The following is a 20517-nucleotide window of genomic DNA, read 5'->3' as shown; positions in this document are numbered from 1 at the left end:
AGTAGATGCAGCGAGATGGCTGAGAGAGATCGGCCATCCACCAGAAAGGAACAACACATATGCAAGCGACCTCACTCCTGCGCGAACAGATTCAACAGGCCCATGGTTTCTTAAATGCCACATTAGAAGGTATCACCCAGAGCAGGCCCACTGGACACCGCCGGGTACAGCCAATCCGATCGCGGCTACTTATGTCCATGCTATTGCCAGCGAAGACGTAGCCATCAATACGATCCTCAAAGGCGGGGCACCTCTTTATGCCTCCGAATGGTCGGAAAAGAATGGTGTAAGCGAGATACAGCCACTGAGCACATTTGAGTGGGCCCGCCAGGTCCGCGTAGATCTACCGGCACTGCAGCAATACGCGCAGGCCGTTCATACAGCCACCGACGCCTATCTGGCAACCCTGACCGACGATGAACTGTCCCGCAATATCGACCTCTCTAGCTTCGGCTTAGGACAGATGACGGTCGGTACCATCTTGAATCGGCTGGTGCTGGGTCATATCGACAATATGTGCGGCGAAATCTCCTGTCTCAAAGGCTTGCAGGGAGAACGTGGCTATCCCCTATAAGCCAACGAACGTCGGAACTGAACTGCTCTGTATAACAGTTCAGTTCCATCACGACAGTTTTTATACGTTGCCAGTACATAAAGTAATATTCTACTAATTGTGCGCTATGCTTATAAACAGAAAGGTCATTATAATGTCCTATTTCGAATCACATGATGGAACACGTTTGTTCTACGAAGATTGGGGTACAGGCGCACCAATCGTTTTTGTTTCCAGCTGGGCCTTGAACTCCGATATGTGGGAATACCAGATTCCACCACTGGTCGAACAAGGTTTTCGTTGCATCACCCTTGACCGGCGTGGACATGGTCGCTCTGACCGCGTTGGCCATGGATACGATTTTGACACGCTGGCCGATGATCTGGCCGCACTGATAACACACCTTGATCTGCACAATGTCACTCTGGTCGGGCACTCCACAGGTGGCTGCGAGGTCATACGTTACCTGTCTCGCCACGGTTCACAGCGCATTGCCCGCATCGGACTTATAGCGGCGATCGCTCCTTTTTTACACCAAACGGACGATAATCCAATGGGAGTGCCAGAGGTAATTCATCAAAAGACCTCAAAAGCGCTACGTGAGGATCGGGCAAAATACTTTGCGCATCGAGCACAAGGATTCTTTGCCATGCACCTGGGCAATGAGGTCTCAACCGAATTGGTCCAATGGATGACCCAACAATGCCAGTACAACTCACCAATGGCGATACTACAGCTCTGGCACTCTGCCTTTTATACCGATTTCCGCGCCGAGATGAGAGAAATCACAGTACCAACCCTGATCATTCATGGTACTGCCGACGCCTCCGCGCTCATCGACATAACCGGAAGACGATCCGCACAGCTAATTCCAGGCAATACCTATAAGGAATATCCAAATGCCGGGCATGGGCTTTTTATCACCCACAAGGAACACCTCACCAATGACCTGCTGGAATTCATCCGTGGCTGATACTTTTGTATGCAACTCAATAGCGATGGTATGTGCGTGCCAGGCTGCCCCACATAGCATCGCTCGCTATTTATAAACTTTGCCCAATCCTCAATTATGAAGAATCAAATGATAAACAATAGCAAGTAACGTAGAATAAATGGCACATAAAGCAATTTACACGTATACGTATACGTACACATATTTTTTGCTCCGCGCGAGCAGGAAGCCATTTACCATCCACAAACCCCTGGCGCTGTTTTAACAGCCAGATCCTCAAACAAACAGCGCAAAAAAAGCTACAGATGAATACAAACGCTATAGATACGATACAAAACAATGTTATACTCCTAGCAGGCAATATAAAACAACCTCATGTTTAGTTGCTCCTACCATATAGATACCCGTCACACTGTAGCTAAGAGGAAAAGGAGATTCCTTGATGACGAATTCAGCCACAGCACCATCATTTCCCCAGCATCGACCGGTTACATTCGCGCGCCGGGGTGTGGTGGCAGCGCCACATTATCTGGCCTCCGAAGCAGGATTAGATGTATTGAAGTCAGGCGGCAATGCGATGGATGCCGCCATCGCGGCCAACGCTATGTTACAAGTTGTCTATCCCTTTGTGTGCGGACTGGGCGGCGATATATTTATGATGGTTTATGAAGCCAGCAGCGGAAAAATATATGGCTTAAACGGGAGTGGTCACTCGGCTGGGACTGCCAGCATCGAGCGCTACAATGAATTGGGCTATCAGGCGATGCCAACCTTTGGTGTCCACACCATCACAGTACCAGGCTGTGTAAGCGGCTGGGATGCCGCCTCGCAACGCTTTGGCCGTCTCGGCCTGGCTGCCTCTCTGGCTCCGGCAATCTCCTATGCGGAAGAGGGCTTTGCGATCGGACCAGGCTTACAGCATGCCTTGACTGTTATGAGTACCCGCCCAGAAGTCCATCCTTCCTGGCATCGCCACTTTCTACCCGATGGCACCATTCCCCCCTGGGTGAGATTGTACGCTTCCCTACCCTGGCCCAGACACTCAGGACCATTGTTAGGGAAGGCCCGGACAGCTTTTATACGGGCACCCTTGCCGCTGAGATCGCCGCCTTCTTTGAGCGTGAAGAAGGGTTGATTACACGCGAGGACCTGGCCGCCCAGCGAGCAGAATGGGTGACGCCACTGAGTGTGCCATTTGCGGGCCTACGAATATATGAAATGCCCCCCAACACTCAGGGTGTGACCGCGCTCCAGATGCTCGGTATCCTGGATCAACTGCCATTGGGCAACGATCCACTAGCACCTCAGACCGTTCATCCAGCCGTTGAAGCCAAAAAAATTGCCTTCGCCGACCGGGCGGCTTACCTGACTGATCCTTTGCATATGCGGGTTGATCCCGCACGCCTAGTTGATCCCACTTATCTCGACCAACGTCGCTCGCTCGTTGATCTCCAGCATGCTCAAAACACTGGCGCGCCGGGTAGCTTTACGGGAGACACAATCTATCTCTGCGCCGCCGATCGAGATGGTAATGTGGTCTCGCTGATCCAAAGTAACTATATGGGCTTTGGCAGCAGCCTGGTAGTCGATGGACTGGGCATTGTGCTGCAGAATCGCGGCGCCTACTTCTCGCTTGATCCACAGGCCGCCAATGCTCTGGCCCCACATAAACGCACTTTGCATACCCTGATTCCATCAATGGCGCTTAAAGATGGTAAACCGGCCATGGTTTTTGGTAGTATGGGAGGCGATGGCCAGGCACAAACACACTTACAGGTCTACACGGCCAGCGCACGCTTTGGACTGAACATCCAACAGGCCATCGAGATGCCACGCTGGATACATGGCGCGCAATACGGAGGGATCGAAGAGACCTTGCTGGTAGAAGATCGTTTCCCCGCCGCGACGCTGGAAACCTTGCGCCAGATGGGCCACACGGTACAGGTGGGCGATGCGTGGCTCCCTACCATGGGCTATGCTCAGGGCATCATTTTTGATCCAGCAACTGGCGTTATGCAAGGCGGCTCTGATCCACGCGCCGAAGGTATCGCGGCAGGCTGGTAAATCAGTGACAGCAGGCAAAGTACTTTTACCACCTTTTTTGCACTGGAGAAGCAAAAACGGTATACTACTCTTTACCAAACGATGTCGATGTAAGGAGTTATCATCATGCCTGCTAGCCCATCACAGCCCCTGGAAATCTTTATTTCTTATGCCCATAGAGATAAAGCCTTGCTTAAAGAATTAGAGAAGCATCTCAGCAATTTGAAGCAGCAGGGGCTGATCACAAGCTGGCAGGACCATGCCATTCGTGCCGGAGATGAATGGGAAAAAACTATCGCGCTGCATCTGGAAACGGCTGAGATCATTTTTTTGCTGATCAGCGCTGATTTCCTGGCTTCGGAATATTGTACCAGTGTTGAGTTGGCACGGGCACTTGAGCGCCACCGGCGCCATGAGGCCCGGGTGATCCCAGTTATTGTGCGACCCTGTGATTGGCAGGGCAGCGCTTTCGAGAGCCTGCAATGCTTGCCGCGTAATGCCCGACCAATCACTAGCTGGGAGCAGCGTGATGAAGCCTTTCTCGATGTCGTCTCCGGCTTGCGCACCATCATTGATGAGCTACACACACAACGCACGAAGACACCGACCAGGCAAATGATTCTGCACAACCTGCCCTATGAGCGCAATCTCTTTTTTACCGGTCGCGATGATGTATTGGATCGTCTCCATACCTCATTCCAGACCATGCAAACGACGCAGGCCATCAGCGGCCTGGGCGGCATCGGTAAAACACAGACAGCCATTGAGTATGCCTACCGCTATCAGGGCGAATATAGCACTATTTTATGGACACAGGCAGATTCACGTGAGGCATTGCTGTCGAGTATTGATGAAATTGCCCAATATCTAAACCTGCCAGAGCGCCAGGAACAAAATCAACCGCTGCTCTTACAAGCAGTCAAGCTATGGCTACAAACACACAAAGATTGGCTACTGGTGCTCGACAACGCAGACGATCTCTCAATAATGCGGGATATAATTCCAACGGCACCGCAAGGGCACATTCTCCTGACGACGCGCACACAAATTACGGGCAAGACAGCCCATCGCGTAGAAATTGAACAGATGGCAGACAGCGAGGGGCTTTATTTTTGCTGCGGCGGGCCACGCTACTCGAGTTAGATGAGACTATTGAACACATTGATACGCGGCAGGGCATGCTGGCCCTCAAAATTGTCCAGGAAACGGGCGGCCTGCCACTGGCACTTGACCAGGCCGGCGCCTATATCGAAGAAACCAGCTGCAGCTTGCAAGATTATCTATCCCTGTATCAGACACGCCAGAGCGAGCTACTCAAAAGGCGCGGCAAAAATGTACTGGATCATCCAGATCCCGTGACGACGACCTGGTCATTATCAATTGAAAAAGTCCAACATACAAATCCAAAAGCGCTGGAGATCCTCCACTTATGCGCGTTTTTAGAGCCCGATGCTATTCCACTACCCATACTTAGTAAAGGGGCCAGGCAACTGGGACCAGATCTAGAGCAACTCGGGCAAGATCCCATCGCGCTCAACGATGCCCTGGCCGAATTGCGCAATTATTCCCTCATTCAACGCAACCCTAATCAGACCCTGACCATTCATCGCCTGGTACAGGCTGTTCTCTTGATGGAGATGGAGCCAGAAACACAACGTTTATGGGCCGAGCGCGCCATTAGAGCGTTCAATCGTATCATCCCCCGCATCAATTATGCTAACTGGCCACGCTGTTTTGCCTTGCTACCACATGCTAAAAGCTGTGCACGCTTGATTGAGCGCTGGAAATTAGAGTTTTCAGGGGCGGCAACCCTGCTCAATTGGTTAGGCAGATTTTTAGCCGAACAGGCAACCTATGCAGAGGCTGAAACCTATCTACAGAAAGCCCTGGAACTCAGAAAACATATGCTGGGTCCTCGTCATCGCAGCACGGTTAGCAGTATCAACAATCTTGCCAGACTCTATCATAGACAGGGCAAATATACACAGGCCGAGCCACTCTATCAAAGTGCGCTGGAGATCAGCGAGCAGACAGCACACCACAATGCGCACAACATTACCAACAGCTTGCTCAACCTGGCCCGCCTGTATAGTGATCAGGGCAAATATACACAAGCCGAGCCACTTTACCAGCAAGCGTTAACCATCAACGAACAGACATTTAGCCCTGAACATACCGAAAACGCCATCATTCTCAATCATTTGTCGCGGCTTTACCGCTACCAGGGAGATTACACAGCGGCAGCCTCATACTCTCAAAGAGCGCTGGCCCTCTGCGAACAGATCCTCGGGCCCGACGATCCCGATACCGCCCAGAGCCTGAATTATCTGGCCCGTATCTATCATAACCAGAAAAACTACGCGCAAGCCGAGCCACTCTATTTACGAGCCCTGGCCATCCTTGAAAAAAAACTTGAGCCAAACAATCCCTTAATCGCGATCAGTCTGAATTATCTGGCCGAATTCTATAGCGACCAGGCTCAGTACGAACGAGCCGAGCCATTAGCCATACGGGCCCTGGCAATTCGCGAAGCCATCAGCCACAATCATCCTGATACCGCGCTTAGCCTCGACAATCTCGCCGGAATCTATCATCAACAAGGCAAAGATGATCTGGCTGAGCCCATGTTTCAACGCGCCCTCGCCATCTGTGAACAGGTGCTTGGACCCAACCACCCCATCACTGCGAGAAGGCTGACGAGCATAGCTCAGCTGTATCGCGATCAGAAGAAATATCAGCAGGCTGAACAGCTATATCAAAGGGCGCTAACAATCAACGAGCAGATCCAGGGGGCGGACCATCCAAATGTGGCCATGAACCTGAGCTACCTGGCTCTGCTTTATCATGACATGGGGCGCTACCAGGAAACCGAACAATACTTTCAATGCTCATTTGAGATCTGTAGTCATCTAGGTGTCAACCATCCTGCCGCAGCCATTATCAAAGAAAGTTACCACAATCTCAAGGCCCTAACGACTAAGCAGCAATAATAAACAAATTAGTATAGAGCTTGACAGCAGCAGTAAACCTGCATAAAATTGCTATGAAATCCTGCTTTATCCGCATAATAATGCAATAATGGCCAATATTTATGCGTATTCATGCGGACTGGAGAAAAAGACAATGCTAAAAGAAGAGCGCCAGCGCTATATCGTGAATCGCTTGCATCAAGAAGGAAAAATCCTGGGCACCGATCTTGTGGTGCAATTAAAAGTGTCCGAGGACACGATTCGCCGGGATTTGAATGAGCTGGCCGAGGCCGGTATCCTGCAACGAGTACATGGCGGTGCGCTACCACGTGCGCGCTCGTCTTCATACGAAGAACGCCAGCATGAAGAAAATAGCACCAAAATTACCATCGCCAGGACGGCGGCCAGCCTGATCCATGATGGGCAGGTCATTATTATGGATAGTGGCACTACCGTCCACGAAATCGCCAACCAGATCCCCTTAAATCGGCAGGCCACCGTCATCACCAACAGCATACCGGTCGCCGCCACCCTGGCCCTGCATCCCAATATCGAGGTCCAGGTACTGGGTGGAAAATTGAAGAAAGACGCCCAGGCCATGATCGGCGTCCCGGTCATTGAAGCACTCAAACAGATCCGCGCCGACCTCTGTTTCCTCGGCATCTGTAGCCTGCACCCCGAGATCGGTATCAGTATGCCAGACATGGAAGAGGTCTATACCAAGCGCACTATGATTGAACAGGCCGCCGAAGTCGTGGCCGTCACCGAAGCGGCCAAGCTTGGAACCGCCGCCCCCTACATCGTCGCCCCCCTTAACGCCCTCACCTACCTCGTCACCGACACCTCCACCGACGAAGGAATGCTGGCGCCATATCGGCAACTAGGCATCCAGGTCATCCGAGCTGAATCTTAATGAATGGAACACAAACATCATGCGAGAAAGTTGGGATCAATTTTATCTGTTGACGAAAGATAAGCCTCCTTCAGCAGGTCTGCTTCAGGCTATCTCGCTTCTAGACCATATAGGGGGAGAAGCGCTAGATCTCGGTTGTGGCGCAGGTCGTGATACGCGCTATTTACTCCAAAGAGGCTTCCGGGTAACAGCCGTTGATCAAGAGGAGGCTTCGCTGGCTGCACTGACAACATTATCAACAGGAAAGCTTACATTGGTACAAGCCGCCTTCGAGGACTTCTCTTTCGCAACTTATGAGCTTATCAATGCCCATTTTGCGCTACCATTTATAGCAAAGGAGCAATTCACCACCGTTTTTGACCGACTCAAGCAATCCCTTAAACCAGGCGGCATCGTTGTTGGGCAATTCTTTGGTATCAACGATGAGTGGAATACAAATACCAATCACTTAACTTTTTTTACGCGCGCTCAGGCTCTCGCTCAACTCGAAGGCTTGCGGATCATCACATTTGAGGAAGAAGATGCCGATGGCAGAACAACGGAAGGCAGCGCGAAACACTGGCACATCTACCATATCATTGCGCGCAAACCCACCAGTTTAGATTAGCTGAACAATATTATAGATTGTGTTCTCTTATGCCTGTGCTGGCAGGTTGCGTAACTGCATCAAACAATCGTCGTATAAAGCAAGCTTTTTACGCAATTCGATGCGTAGCTCAGCGCTTTCAGCATTCTGGATCTCTTTCAATTCGTTGCGATGCAAAGTGCGCACCGCCGATTTGATGGCTGAGATACTTTCTGTCTCATTGAGCAGCGCCAGAAGATGATCGAGCGCCTGGATGTATGCATCTCCCTCAGTTGTTTTGCGCTGCTTCTTCTCTTCAAAGTAGGCAATAATATCTTGCTTATTCGTTATAGCTGGCATAATAGATGTGACCTCCGCTTCGCTTCTATTTGCCACCAGTATAGCACGCCGCCTATAGACACTCACCATGACCACAGGCAGCGCTATTATCCTACTTGTAGTTATAAACTTCCCCAATGTAGTATTAGTGCAAGAGCCCACTATTCAGTACAACACCGGTACCATAAGGGATCAACCACAAGATCCAAACAACCAGGCTCAAGCGATGAAAATTCTCGATCTCCTGCTTCCGGTTACGCCGCAGGACGATAGTCGCCCAAATAGCATGCATACCCATAAGGAGGAGCGCGACAGCTCCAGTCATACTGTGCAGGCTGATATCGAATTGTCCACCCGCCAGCAGATGCATCATCTCAGTCCCGGCAGAGTCAAACAGGAGTCCACCCCAGAAGAAAAAAAGGTGCCAGGCCTTCAGGTATTTGGCAATGCGCTCACTCCATACTCCAATGGTATAGAGGATTAAAGCAACCGTCATTGCAATAATGGCTAAAGGTAATAACGACATCGAAAGATCTCCAATTCTATTTCTTCTATTAAGTCAAATGTTGACTCAATTCACAAAAAAAACAACATGCCGAACGAGCATAAACATACATGCCTATCTATCATCCACGCAAAGATTCTTCGCTATAATTAAGTCAAATGTTGACTCAATTCACAAAAAAAAGTCTGCTGGATAAGCATCTATATTTTATGTAAAAATCAGCTCATTTCAATCATGTCAAATCTGACTTAATTATAGCTGAAAAACTCCAGCATAACAAGGGCCAAAAACAAACGAGGGAACTTTACGCGTTGAAACGTGGTGGAGGGATCACTCATTGCAGGCCAGGCAACTGATGGGCATGATTACAGCTCTGGCCTCACCGTTCGAGGAAGAGACAAACGGGCAATCGTGCGTTCTAACCAACCGATCTCAGCATCCAGCGAGGTACAGGTGTGATCATTAACAATCAGATGAGCCCGATCCTGTTCACCCATGGCGGCAATCTGCTCTGTTACCTGCGCACGTTCACGTATAAGCCGCTCTCGTCGCGCCTGGAGAAGGCTCACAGCCTCCTGAGGTGCCAGTTGGTCAAGGAAAAAGATGGCGGCATCGATCACGCTGGGACCTGGTTCGTAGGATTGCAAGGCTTCGCGCAGGAGGAAAGCGAAGCGTTGACGCCCGGCATCTGTTAGATAGTATACCTCGCGCTCGCGTAAGGCGACATCCTGATAGGCCAGGCCGGGGCCAGGAGCCTCGACAACTTCACTGCGCACTTCAAGCAGGCCCTCGCTAACAAGCCGATCCAGATGATAATACATCGTCGGCTTTTTAATGAACTGTGAAAAAGCATCGTGATGCAGTTCGATAACCTCGCGGATCTGTTGCCCATACATCGGGCGCTCCGCCAGCAGCCCGAGTAACATTAATGGTTTATACATATCCTCACCTACAAAGCACAACATCTGGTCTCTATGCATGTCATAGAGTCCACCTGAATACCCATCAGAGGCCCTCTCATCAAGGCCAACGCTGACTTAATCATATGCGAAAAAGGCAAATTGTCAAGATCAAAAAAGGGCGTTATTTGGAAAGGCAGGCAGGCAGCTTGCGATGAGTTAGCTCATGCAAGCCGGTCAATAGAGATTTAAATTATTCTGCCCGTTCAAAAAGAATATCCTGGGCTCCTTCCCACAGTATCAACCGTCCGAGCTTGTTAAATTGCTCGGCACCAGAGACGATGGTGAGGAAGTGGTTGCCTGCCAGTTGTCCCATTTTGCTGGCAAAACTGGTGCTGCCATAAGGGAAGAGGATCTCAGTCTCGCTATATCCCCCTGGATAAAGTAGAATCTGGCCCGCCCCTGGATGACTGGTGTGGTTTTCAAAGCCCAGGCCGACATCCAGATCGCCCAGGGAATCCAGGCTGCTTCACCGCTCCAACGGGCCTGGATGATTTTGTTCTGAAATGGCAGTAGTTTTTGAAAGGCGGCGCAGGTTTTGGGGCTAGATCTTCTTCCATTCGAGCACTAAATTCAAAGGGGCCAGCGACAATCTTTATCTTCTGCATTAAAATTCACTCCTATTTAATAGGTAATAAAACATCGTTTCCATTCCCGCCTGCGGCGGGAGGTTGGGGAGAGGTGAGCGGGACACCCCGCACCCCGGCAGAAGGGCCTCGCCGGCCCTCCTGCACCTCCCGCTTTCTATCTTTTTTAATTTCTGCCCTGTTTATTTATATGTAAAAGATCATATGGCCAATTTTAGCTAGTAGGTTGTATTGTTTGAGTGTGCAGGGCTGCCAATACGCGTTCGGGGGTCATTGGCAATTGGTGTAGCCAGGCGCCGGTGGCGTTGTGGATGGCACTGGCTACCGCTGGTGCGAAGGGGACTAATGGCATTTCAGCGACGCCACGCGCTCCATAGGGTCCATGCGGATCGGCCAGCTCTAAGACAATAGGGACGATCTCGGTCGGCATGTCCAGCACGGTAGGCAACAGGTAGGTGCTAAAGTAAGGTGTGAGTACACGGCCCTGCTTCATCTGAAAATTTTCAATCAGGGCATAGCCCAGGGCCTGCGCCAGGCAGCCTTCGATCTGCCCGGTAACTTGCTGCATATTAATAGCCTTACCCACATCGTGTACGCTGATAATGCCCAGCACCTGTACCTGTCCGGTAAGGGTGTTGACCTCGACTTTGACGGCCTGGGCGGCATAGCCATAGCAGTAGTTAGGAACGCCGCTATAGGTCACAGGATCAATGGCGGTCGTATGGGGAGCTCGATATTGAACGGTGGCCTGGGCCTGGTACTCGTCAGTATAGCTCCACTTATTGCGCGCTTCATGGGCCGCGTCATGCACGGCACGCCCACCCATGAAGGTCATACGGGAGGCTGAGGCGCTGCCAGCGTTGGGAGACTCACTACTATCGGTGCAGATCATCGTCACTTTATCCAGTGGCAACTGCAAGGTTTCAGCGACGATCTGGCGCAGGACCAGGTGCGATCCTTGCCCGACATCGGCTGCTCCGATACGCACGTCGGCACGCTCCAGTTCAGCCTGTCCATATACCTCAACCGTCGCGGTCGCCTGTTCGGGAAAACCGAACGAATAGCCAACATTCTTGATACCACAGGCGATACCGATTCCTTGCTTCAAATGGCCTGTCGTCTGGGTTTGTGGCTCACCATATCCCCAACGGCTCCGTGCCTCCTCCAGACAACGTTCCAGGACCAGCAAGGCGCTAACACCTGCTGGAAGTGGCTGTTGGGTAGGTTCAAGACTGCCCTCGCGGTAAATATTACGCCGTCGAAGCTCAGCCGGATCTAGCTGCAGAGACTGGGCCAGGCGCGTCAGCATCAGCTCGCTGGCAAACTGGGCCTGTGGAGCGCCAAAGCCACGAAAAGCGCCGGCGGGTATATTATTGGTATAGACTGCATAACCATCAACAGCAATATTCTCAATTTCATAACAGCCGCTGGCAAAGAGCGCAATGTCCTTGACTACTTCCACGCTGGTTGAGGCATAGGCGCCTCCATCGGCCACAACAGTAGCTTCAATCGCCGTAATCTTACCATCGCGTTTGCCACCCCAGCGACAAGAGATAGTGACAGGATGACGTTTATGGTGTCCGATCATTGACTCCTCGCGACTCCAGACGAGAGCCACGGGCCGTTGTAATTTCCAGGCCGCCAGAGCCAACACATGCTGCATCGAGAGGTCTTCACGCCCACCAAAAGCGCCTCCAATGGCAGCATAGCGTATAACCACCTGCTCCTCAGGCAGTTTGAGCATCTGCGCAAGCTGGCGCCGATCTTCGTGCAACCATTGGCCAGCCGCCTCTAACACCAGGCGACCCTGCTCATCAATATAGGCAATACCGGCCTCGGGCTGCAAAAAAGCATGCTCCTGCCAGGTCGTGGTAAAGGTCTCTTCCACGACAGCATCGGCCTCAGCAAAGGCTTGAGCGATATCACCTTTGCGCAAAGGGAAATGGAAGAGCAGATTGCTCCCACGGCGTTCATCAACTAAGGGGGCAGCGCTGGCCAGGGCGGTTTGCGTATCCGTAACCGCTGGCAGGTCCTCATAGTCAACAGCGACCAGCGCGGCCGCTGTACTGGCTGCCTGCTTTGTCTCGGCCACCACCAGCGCAACTTTATCCCCCTCAAAACGCACCACATCCTGGCAGAGCACGGGCTGATCAGCCTCAATCAGGCCAAAGGCATTGTAAGGGACATCTTGCGCCGTCAATACAGCCACCACGCCGGGAAACGCCAGGGCTGCCGTGGTCTTAATAGAGAGGATGCGTGCATGGGGACGATGGGCAAAGACCACCTGCGCGTGCAGCATACCCGGCCGCACCAGGTCAGCGGGATAGCAGGTAGCTCCCGTCACTTTCCCCAGCGCATCCGGACGCGGTAAGGATGCACCAATCAATTCAGTCATACCTCTTTGTCTCCTTGCTGCTCCCCAACGCTCTGTACGGCCTCCCAGATTTTGCGATAGCCTGTACAGCGACAGATATTTCCGCTCAAAGCAGTGCGAATCTGTTCGATTGAAGGCCGCCGATATTCAGCCAGCAATCTGGCACCCGACATCAACATGCCAGGGATGCAATAGCCGCATTGGACGGCAGCATGATCGATAAATGCCTGCTGCAGCGGATGCAATTGTTCGCCTCGCGCCAGACCTTCAATAGTAGTGACAGTGGCACCATGAGCCTGGGCTGCAGGAACGAGACAGGACATCACAGCCTGACCATTCAGCCAGACGGTGCAGGCGCCACATTCACCCTCGGCACAGCCCTCCTTGGCACCAGTTAAGCCAGCATCTTCACGCAAAGCATTCAATAAGGTCTTTTGTTGTGCCCCACATAGTTGATAGGCTTGCCCATTAATAGTTGTCTCTATCTGCTCACCCAACGGCGCTATATCAGCTTCTTCAAGCCATGGCGTCTCCAACGAGACAGGTTGCCGCATCCAATCCGGTGTTTCCTGTGGAGCAGATAGGCGCTGCAAACCATCGGCCAGCAGGGTTGAAAGGGTCTCCAGGCGATAATCCGCGGAAGAGCGCACATCCCCGATTGGATTGACATCCCGCGCAGCCAGGAGTGCCGCCTCGCGACAGATCTCCGGGGTCAGCCGTTTCCCCGCTAGAAATATTTCACTACTGCGAGCATGAACCACCGTAGGGGCAAGACAGCCCAGGGTGATTTGAGCCTCATTGACATATTCATTATCAAAAGTGATGACCAGGGCCAGATTAATCACTGAAATGGCCTGAGCCCGGCGCAAACCTAATTTGATGAAGAGGCCACGTTGCTGTTCAGACATACACGGGAAACGGATCTCTCGCAACATTTCTCCAGGCTGCAGAAGTGTTCGGCGCACACCAGTATAGAAATGTTCCAGCGGAATACTGCGTTCCCCATGTGAGTGCGTGAGTATAACACGAGCATTGAGAGCCAGCAAAGGCGCGATAGTATCATTGGCAGGCGAGGCCGTAATCAGATTTCCGGCAATCGTCGCCCGGGTACGAATAGGCGGCGCCCCGACCTCCCAGCACGCTTGCGCCAGGGGAGCAGCGTCACGCCGACAGAGCTCAGACATAATCACATCGTTATGGGTGGCCAGGGCCCCCAACACGATCTCGCCATGCTCCTCGCGCACATATTTAAGCTCATGCAATTTGCTCACATCGATCAAGGTCGTTGTTGGTTTCACCGCACGCTGCAACTCAACCAGCACATCAGTTCCACCAGCAATGATGCGAGCCTGCTCTTTATGCTCCCATATACAATCCAGAGCTTCTTCGAGGCGTGTAGGTTGCAAATAGGTTTGCCACATAGGCATTCAGCTTTCTAATTTAGCGGCACATACATTGTCTCTAACTACTATATACTTTCCAGACTCGGGATAAGCGGAAAGGGCTGTAAAAAATGACCGCCTGGAGGGCCCATAATTTTGCCGTCCAGAAAGACCGTTCGACCACGAACCAGGGTGCGTACCACGCGCCCGCGAAAATCGCGCCCAACATAGGGACTATGCGCATGTCGATAGAAGAGATCATGGGACTGTAGCTGGTATGTAGCACTTAAATCAATCAAGGCAAAATCAGCATCAGCTCCCACTTCTAACCGACCCTTATAAGGAGGAAGTTGGAAGCGGCGCGCGACAAATTCTGAGGTGGCGGCAGCGATAAGCGATAAAGGCATATGGCGCCGGTGATAACCTTCCGTCAACAATAGCGCAAGCAGGGACTGACAACCAGAGATCCCTCCCCAGGCCTCAAAGAAATCAGGACGCTCTTTCATTTCAAATGGCGCAGGCGAATGATCCGAGCTAACCATGGGCAAGGTACCAGAAAATAGATGCTGCCAGAGAGCGGCCTGCTCATCCACAGCACGCAGAGGTGGAGCACACTTGGCTAGCGCCCCCAGTTCCACCATATCCTCTTCAGTCAAAACCAGGTAATGTGGGCAGGTCTCACAGCTAACGTCAACTCCTTGTGCCCGCGCGCTGGCCACCAGGCGCACACCACGACCGCTACTAACATGGACGATATGTAAAGCACAGCCAGTCTCGCGGGCAAAGGTAATCGCGCGCTCAATAGCTTCCAGTTCGGCCACAACTGGTCGCGAAGCCAGATAATCCTGCACTCCGACTCTTCCCTGTGTGCGCGCCTCCTGAGCCAATGCAGCAGTAAGCTGATCATTTTCTGCGTGCACCGCAACCAATCTGCCTAGCTGTGCCGACCGTTGCATACCCTGGTAAAGGGTTGCATCATCCACTGCCTGAAAATCCTCGATGCCGCTATTGCTCATAAAAGCCTTGAAGCCCACCACTCCCCGCTCAGCCAACTCGTCCAGTTGCTCAATATTCCCCGGCACCAGGCCACCCCACAGTCCAAAATCAACATAGGATGAGGCTTCGGCGGCCGCTAACTTCTCAGCGAAACTGGCAGCATCTATTGTAGGTGGATGAGCATTTAGAGGCATATCGAAAAAAGCGGTCGCGCCACCCGCGGCCAGAGCACTGGAACCGCTAGCGATACCTTCCCAGAAGGTACGTCCCGGTTCATTAAAGTGTACATGAGCATCGATCACACCTGGAAAGATATGCAGGTTGTAGGCATCAATCACAGCCTGCGCGCCACCACTCAGTTCGGGTGAAATTGCCACAATACGTTCATCAACCACCGCGACATCCGCCCGGCGTATACCATTGACCGTTACCAGCGTGCCACCACGAATCACAAGATCGTATGTCTTCATGGTCATCAACCTCCCATGCTACATAAATGATCTAAAAAGTGCTCAACGACGCGAATAGAGACTGCGACATCCTCTGTCTTAATAGACTCGTCCGGGTGATGGCTGACGCCCCCCTTACAACGCACGAATAGCATGGCGACATCAGTGAGTTCGCTCAAGGCCACTGCATCATGGCCAGCCCCGCTGGCGAGAGCATAAACGGGTAAGTGTTCCTCTTCAATCGCCCGAGCCAGGAACAAAGAGAGATGAGGGGCACAAAAAATGGTTTTATGCTCCTGTATACACTGCCAATCCACCGTAACACGACGCTCCTGGCCAATGCTCATTGCTTGCTGATAGAGATTTTTACAGGCTTCAGCCAGCACCATATCATCCTGATGGCGCACATCAAGGCTGGCTGACACACTACCAGGAATCACATTACTGGCTCCAGGTAAAACCTGTAGCTGCCCAACGGTGGCTACCAGTCCAACTGTATTGCGTGCGAGCGTTTCCACCGCTAAGATATATTCAGCAGCAGCGCACAGAGCATCATGGCGCATCTCCATAGGTACAGTGCCGGCGTGGCCCGCATTCCCGCGAAAACTCAACGCATAGCGATGCTGGCCAGAGATCGAGGAAACAATCCCGACCGGAAGGTTCTGCGCCTCCAGCACCGGTCCTTGTTCGATATGGACTTCACAATAACCAAGCAATTCATCGCGTTGCCAGCGCGCCGTGCGTAATAGATCCGGGTCAGGTTGACCCCCAAAGCGGCGGATTGCATCAGCCATACTAATATTATTATCATCGACAAATTGCAGGATAGCTGGATCAAAGATACCAGCAACCGCTCGACTTCCCAGATAGGTGGTGTGATAGCGTAGCCCTTCTTCATCCGCGAAACCAAGGATTTCAATGGCGAAAGGTAGGTGCCGCCCCTGTTCATGCAAGCGCTCAACGCAGGCCAGAGGCACCAGTACACCCAGCGTACCATCATATTTTCCAGCCGCACACACCGTATCCAGATGAGAGCCAAAAAGCATGGTACCAGCATCAGTACCCAGAGCCTCGTAGCGACCAATAATATTACCCACACAGTCATGGTGCACGGTCATACCGGCCGCAAGCATCCAGGCCGCCATAATATCATTCACCTGGCGCATCGGGGAAGTCGCAAAACGTCTGGTGAGGCGATCAGTATCCTCACTATAGTGCGCCAGAATATCACAACGCTCCATCACAGTTTGTGCAATTGCATCCAGAATTATCATCGTTAGCTCCCTCGATATGTACTATATGCCCAGGGAGAGATGAGCAACGGAATATGATAATGGGCTCCAGTTTCTGCGATCCCAAAACGGATCGGTACCTCATCTAGAAATAATGGATCAGCTAATGGAATGCCCTGCGCCATAAAATAGGTGCCCACAACAAATAATAGTTCATAGCGACCTACTACTAATTCATGTCCTTCCAATAATGGTTCAGCAGTACGTCCATCGTTGTTCGTACGCATCACCTTTAAAAGAGTGCGTTGCGTATGCTCCACATCAAGCTTCCAGAGCTGAATAGGAACATCAGTAGCCGGGCGACCCTGCATAGTATCTAAAACATGTGTGGTAAGGCGACCAACCATTAATCCACCCCTCCCATCAAACCTTGCGGCTGACCGTAAGCCTGATCACACCATAAGCAGAGAAAGGATCGCTATAGACCTTAACCTTTTCATCGGTTTTGGACACCACGATCTGATCTCGTGTTCGATTCTGTGCCTCGAACGATACCTCCGTTAACTGTGGGAAGCGCGCCAACAGCCGATTGCCCATTTCATGGACCAGGTGTTGGATCGATTCACTCACAAACTCGTGAAAAACTACGCATAAAAGATCGTGCACCTGCTCGGCAGGTACATAATAGCTATGGTCCGCAGATAGTAATACCTGGGGATCACTATATTTCCAGTAAACATCTAAATAAATAAAGAGTGGACGATCAACGCGTTCCTGTAAAGTAGTATATTCATCGCGCACAAAACGCGAAAAAGCGCTACCTGTGACCTTGAAGAGTTCCATATCCACATTGCCACAATGGTGATCAGTCAGGACCGCTGTCCCGGCCTCGTTACGCTCGAATGACAGCATTGCCACAGCATAGTCGCTGTGCGAGCGGCTAAAAAGGACATGACTATCGACAAAGATCCCGACCCCCTGCTCAGGTACGGTTACCTGTTCAAAGGAGAGCTCGCGACCACTCAAACGCAAACGTTCCATTTGAACATAGGTCTGTAAAAAACTTCTGCCCAGCACATCCAAAAACTCTTCTATTGTTGACCCCGTAAAATCTAACGCCTGCCGCAAAACAAAATTTTTCATGCTATCGGTGGCCACGACATTTGAATTATCGCCCTCAGTATAAGCAGGCAAAAAATTTTCTCCCAGTACATCTACATCGATTTCATAGGCAAACAAAATATTCTCTCGCCTCACAAATGTAGATTCAGGGATCGGAGCTATACCCAAAAGAGGTGACGCATACACACGGTAGACCGGGATACGCAGCTTGCCATAGCTTGTGGAGAAAGAGAGCTCAGTGTTCATAGAATTCTATCCTTCATCTAGCCAGTGCGGACCGTTTTCGGCGCCCGTCACAGGACATGCGGAAAGTTTATGAGCTGATCAAATCATGTAAACGCAAAGCACATATTTTGGCTACTTCACCCAGGGCAAGCGTGATTTCCTGGCTACGGGAATTGTGGAGGCGCTGCTCAAAACCAGCCAGGATACTCTCTTTTTTATTTTCACGTGCGCAAATCACAAATGGGAATCCAAAACGCTCACGGTAAGCCTGGTTCAGGCTGGAAAAGGTCGCGATCTCGGTAGGGGAGAGACGATCCAGACCAGCAGAGGCCTGCTCACTGCTTGAGGACGGCGAGAGTGTGCCCGCCAGAGCTGCGCGCCCTACCAGATCAGGGTGAGACTGAATGAGGGTGACTTGCTGCTCAATTGAAGAGGCAGACATCACGTTACAGAGAGACGAGTACAAATGGTCAAGCGAGGTAAATGGCCGAACTGACCATGCCTCATATACAATCCAGGGAGGTCCTTCAAATAGCGAGCTCAACGCCTGCACGAACTCTTCATGGTCTAGCGCGTTGATCTCCTGTAGTGTAAATTTTGGTCCCGTCGTCATGTGTATCCTTTATAATAGAAGAAATAAGCAGCATCGACGGCAAAGAAATGCTATGGCTGAAGTAATAATACCACGACCATTTTCTATGAAAACATCGTTGTTTCTTATAAAATATCTGATCTACTGAATACAGGTCAGCAACAGAAGCAAGCTGTTTTTAGCAAATTGGACATCATTTACCAATGTGTATAGTATATACAGCTAATATAGGTCCGTCAAGTGTATAATATACACATATCTATTTTCTGCATCTAGTATTGCACAGGCATTTTATGTTAGAATAAGTGTAGATTACGCCGACATTTTCTCTCAATTGGCACTTGATATGTTTTTTCAGCATAGCAGGAGTAGACGATGCTCATCACACACGCCACTCTTCTGACCATGAACGCCCACCGTGACATTATTACTGATGGTGCCATCGCCATCCAGCAAAACCGCATTGTTTGACATCGATAAGACATCTGTACTGGAGGTACGCTATCCAGACGAAGAGCAACTGAATGCGGCCGGCAAACTGATTATTCCTGGACTGATTGATACCCATGTACATCTCGCCCAGGCCATGCTGCGTGGCTGCGCTGATGACATGGAACTGCTCCAATGGTTATGTGAACGCGTCTGGGTGCTGCAGGGCAATTATAGCGCAGAGGATGGCTACGCCAGTGCTCGTCTCTGTATCGCGGAAATGCTGAAATCGGGCACGACCACCTTCCTGGAGTCGATGCTGGCCCACCGCTATGGCTTTGACGGTATCGCCCAGGCGGTCCAGGAGAGCGGTATCAGGGCATGCCTGGCTGGTATCGTCATGGATATAGGAACCTACGCTACGCAGGAAAACTCGATGCACCCCGGCATGATCGAAAGTCGCGAGACCAGCCTGCTGGGTGTACTGGATATGCACCGCAGATGGCAGGGTGCCGCTAATGATCGCATCCATGTCTGGTTTGGCCCGCGCACGCCCGGGGTGTAACCTCTGAACTCTATCGGGAAATGAGCGAGCTGGCCCATCAAAGAAATATGGGCATCACCATGCACCTGGCCGAGGTGGAGGCAGACAAAATTTACCTGCAAGAAAAATTCGGCCTCTCGCCAGTCCTCTATGCCGAGAGCGTCGGCCTGTTGGGTCCGCGCTCCGTTCTGGTCCATATGGTCTGGCTCAACGACGCTGACATCCAGAAACTGGCCGAGACCGGCACCCATGTCTCCCATAACCCCTCCTCCAATAGCAAACTGGCCTCTGGCGTTTGCAAAGTACCACAACTCTTAGCACAGGGCGTCAACGTAGCCCTGGGTTGCGATGGTGGTCCCAGCAATAACGATTATGATATGATTCGCGAGATGAAGCTCGCCGCTATTATCCATAAAGCAGTCAGCGTTGATCCACTGATAGTACCGGCCGAAAGCGTACTCGAGATGGCCACCATCAACGGCGCCAAAGCGCTTGGCCTGGACCATGAGATAGGTTCGCTGGAAACAGGAAAAAAAGCCGACCTGGTCATACTGGACCTGCATCGTCTGCACACCACCCCAAACCCAAATCCAGTCTCTACACTTGTCTATGCCGCGACAGGCGGCGAGGTCGACACGGTACTGGTTGATGGCAAAATTGTTGTCCAGGGAGGGCGGCTCGTTACCTTGAGCGAAGATGAGGTGATCGCCCAGGCCAACAAGCATGCCCAGCAAGTGTATCGACGTGCAGGTATTGATATTAGACCGAAATGGCCCATGCGCTAATC

General features: G+C 51.6%; 19 protein-coding genes and 2 pseudogenes. 10 read left to right on the top strand and 11 right to left on the bottom strand.

The annotated features are described in order from the left end of the window. Nucleotides 1-59 precede the first annotated feature (59 nt). The 9 genes from EL645_RS43545 to EL645_RS35975 all read left to right on the top strand — a co-directional run bounded on the left by EL645_RS43545 (nt 60) and on the right by EL645_RS35975 (nt 8037). Nucleotides 60-221 (top strand): hypothetical protein, encoded by a 162-nt coding sequence (locus tag EL645_RS43545; RefSeq protein ID WP_246035697.1) that lies wholly within the window; start codon nt 60-62, stop codon nt 219-221. After that, entirely contained in the window at nt 179-574 is a 396-nt protein-coding gene (locus EL645_RS46080; RefSeq protein ID WP_371865848.1) for a DinB family protein, read from the top strand. The genes EL645_RS43545 and EL645_RS46080 overlap by 43 nt, the downstream gene beginning before the upstream one ends. 133 nt (nt 575-707) lie before the next feature. After that, entirely contained in the window at nt 708-1526 is an 819-nt protein-coding gene (locus tag EL645_RS36005; protein ID WP_126557223.1) for an alpha/beta fold hydrolase, read from the top strand. A 421-nt stretch (nt 1527-1947) separates the two neighbouring features. Further along, a complete protein-coding gene (locus EL645_RS44885) occupies nt 1948-2640 on the top strand; it encodes a gamma-glutamyltransferase (RefSeq protein WP_126557222.1) in 693 nt (230 codons plus the stop codon). Beyond that, a complete protein-coding gene (locus tag EL645_RS43540) occupies nt 2535-3569 on the top strand; it encodes a gamma-glutamyltransferase family protein (protein ID WP_307720607.1) in 1035 nt (344 codons plus the stop codon). The genes EL645_RS44885 and EL645_RS43540 overlap by 106 nt, the downstream gene beginning before the upstream one ends. A gap of 105 nt (nt 3570-3674) precedes the next feature. Further along, nucleotides 3675-4691: a toll/interleukin-1 receptor domain-containing protein gene (locus tag EL645_RS35990; protein ID WP_126557220.1), complete on the top strand. Its 1017-nt coding sequence runs from the start codon at nt 3675-3677 to the stop codon at nt 4689-4691. Then, nucleotides 4661-6538: a tetratricopeptide repeat protein gene (locus tag EL645_RS35985; RefSeq protein WP_126557219.1), complete on the top strand. Its 1878-nt coding sequence runs from the start codon at nt 4661-4663 to the stop codon at nt 6536-6538. The genes EL645_RS35990 and EL645_RS35985 overlap by 31 nt, the downstream gene beginning before the upstream one ends. A gap of 133 nt (nt 6539-6671) precedes the next feature. Beyond that, nucleotides 6672-7430 (top strand): DeoR/GlpR family DNA-binding transcription regulator, encoded by a 759-nt coding sequence (locus EL645_RS35980; RefSeq protein WP_126557218.1) that lies wholly within the window; start codon nt 6672-6674, stop codon nt 7428-7430. Between the two features lie 19 nt (nt 7431-7449). Beyond that, nucleotides 7450-8037 carry a class I SAM-dependent methyltransferase gene (locus EL645_RS35975; protein WP_126557217.1) on the top strand — a complete coding sequence of 196 codons (588 nt, stop codon included), beginning with the start codon at nt 7450-7452 and terminating at the stop codon, nt 8035-8037. Between the two features lie 27 nt (nt 8038-8064). On the opposite strand, the gene EL645_RS35970 is transcribed toward EL645_RS35975, so the two are convergent. The 11 genes and pseudogenes from EL645_RS35970 to uraD all read right to left on the bottom strand — a co-directional run bounded on the left by EL645_RS35970 (nt 8065) and on the right by uraD (nt 18778). Beyond that, nucleotides 8065-8355, bottom strand: a complete 291-nt coding sequence (locus tag EL645_RS35970) for a hypothetical protein (protein WP_126557216.1) — start codon at nt 8353-8355, stop codon at nt 8065-8067. A gap of 124 nt (nt 8356-8479) precedes the next feature. Beyond that, complete coding sequence (locus tag EL645_RS35965; RefSeq protein ID WP_126557215.1) at nt 8480-8860, bottom strand: HsmA family protein; 381 nt, start codon at nt 8858-8860, stop codon at nt 8480-8482. A 344-nt stretch (nt 8861-9204) separates the two neighbouring features. Continuing rightward, nucleotides 9205-9780: a PadR family transcriptional regulator gene (locus tag EL645_RS35960; protein ID WP_161977975.1), complete on the bottom strand. Its 576-nt coding sequence runs from the start codon at nt 9778-9780 to the stop codon at nt 9205-9207. A gap of 211 nt (nt 9781-9991) precedes the next feature. Beyond that, nucleotides 9992-10406: pseudogene (locus EL645_RS46075) on the bottom strand (DUF3830 family protein). 193 nt (nt 10407-10599) lie between these two features. Beyond that, nucleotides 10600-12780: a xanthine dehydrogenase family protein molybdopterin-binding subunit gene (locus EL645_RS35950; RefSeq protein ID WP_126557213.1), complete on the bottom strand. Its 2181-nt coding sequence runs from the start codon at nt 12778-12780 to the stop codon at nt 10600-10602. Continuing rightward, on the bottom strand, nt 12777-14180 hold the full coding sequence (locus EL645_RS35945) for an FAD binding domain-containing protein (protein WP_161977974.1): 1404 nt from the start codon (nt 14178-14180) through the stop codon (nt 12777-12779). The genes EL645_RS35950 and EL645_RS35945 overlap by 4 nt, the downstream gene beginning before the upstream one ends. 47 nt (nt 14181-14227) lie before the next feature. Beyond that, nucleotides 14228-15607, bottom strand: coding sequence for an allantoinase (locus tag EL645_RS35940; RefSeq protein ID WP_126557211.1), 1380 nt, complete (start codon nt 15605-15607; stop codon nt 14228-14230). Between the two features lie 5 nt (nt 15608-15612). After that, nucleotides 15613-16860 (bottom strand): allantoate amidohydrolase, encoded by a 1248-nt coding sequence (locus EL645_RS35935; RefSeq protein ID WP_126557210.1) that lies wholly within the window; start codon nt 16858-16860, stop codon nt 15613-15615. Nucleotides 16861-16862: 2 nt separating this feature from the next. Beyond that, the gene (gene uraH, locus EL645_RS35930) at nt 16863-17225 is read right to left on the bottom strand and encodes a hydroxyisourate hydrolase (RefSeq protein WP_126557209.1); all 363 of its coding nucleotides are present in this window, start codon (nt 17223-17225) and stop codon (nt 16863-16865) included. A gap of 16 nt (nt 17226-17241) precedes the next feature. Beyond that, nucleotides 17242-18186 carry a factor-independent urate hydroxylase gene (pucL, locus tag EL645_RS35925; RefSeq protein WP_126557208.1) on the bottom strand — a complete coding sequence of 315 codons (945 nt, stop codon included), beginning with the start codon at nt 18184-18186 and terminating at the stop codon, nt 17242-17244. 67 nt (nt 18187-18253) lie between these two features. Further along, entirely contained in the window at nt 18254-18778 is a 525-nt protein-coding gene (gene uraD, locus EL645_RS35920; RefSeq protein ID WP_126557207.1) for a 2-oxo-4-hydroxy-4-carboxy-5-ureidoimidazoline decarboxylase, read from the bottom strand. Nucleotides 18779-19190: 412 nt separating this feature from the next. Here uraD and EL645_RS46070 point away from each other — a divergent pair. Continuing rightward, nucleotides 19191-20515 (top strand): annotated as a pseudogene (locus EL645_RS46070) (amidohydrolase). Nucleotides 20516-20517 lie beyond the last annotated feature (2 nt).

This window comes from Dictyobacter kobayashii, from assembly GCF_003967555.1.
Taxonomy (GTDB): Bacteria; Chloroflexota; Ktedonobacteria; order Ktedonobacterales; family Ktedonobacteraceae; genus Dictyobacter; species Dictyobacter kobayashii.
The sequence above is the reverse complement of the archived record's forward strand: the minus strand, read 5'-3'. Positions and strand labels throughout refer to the sequence as shown.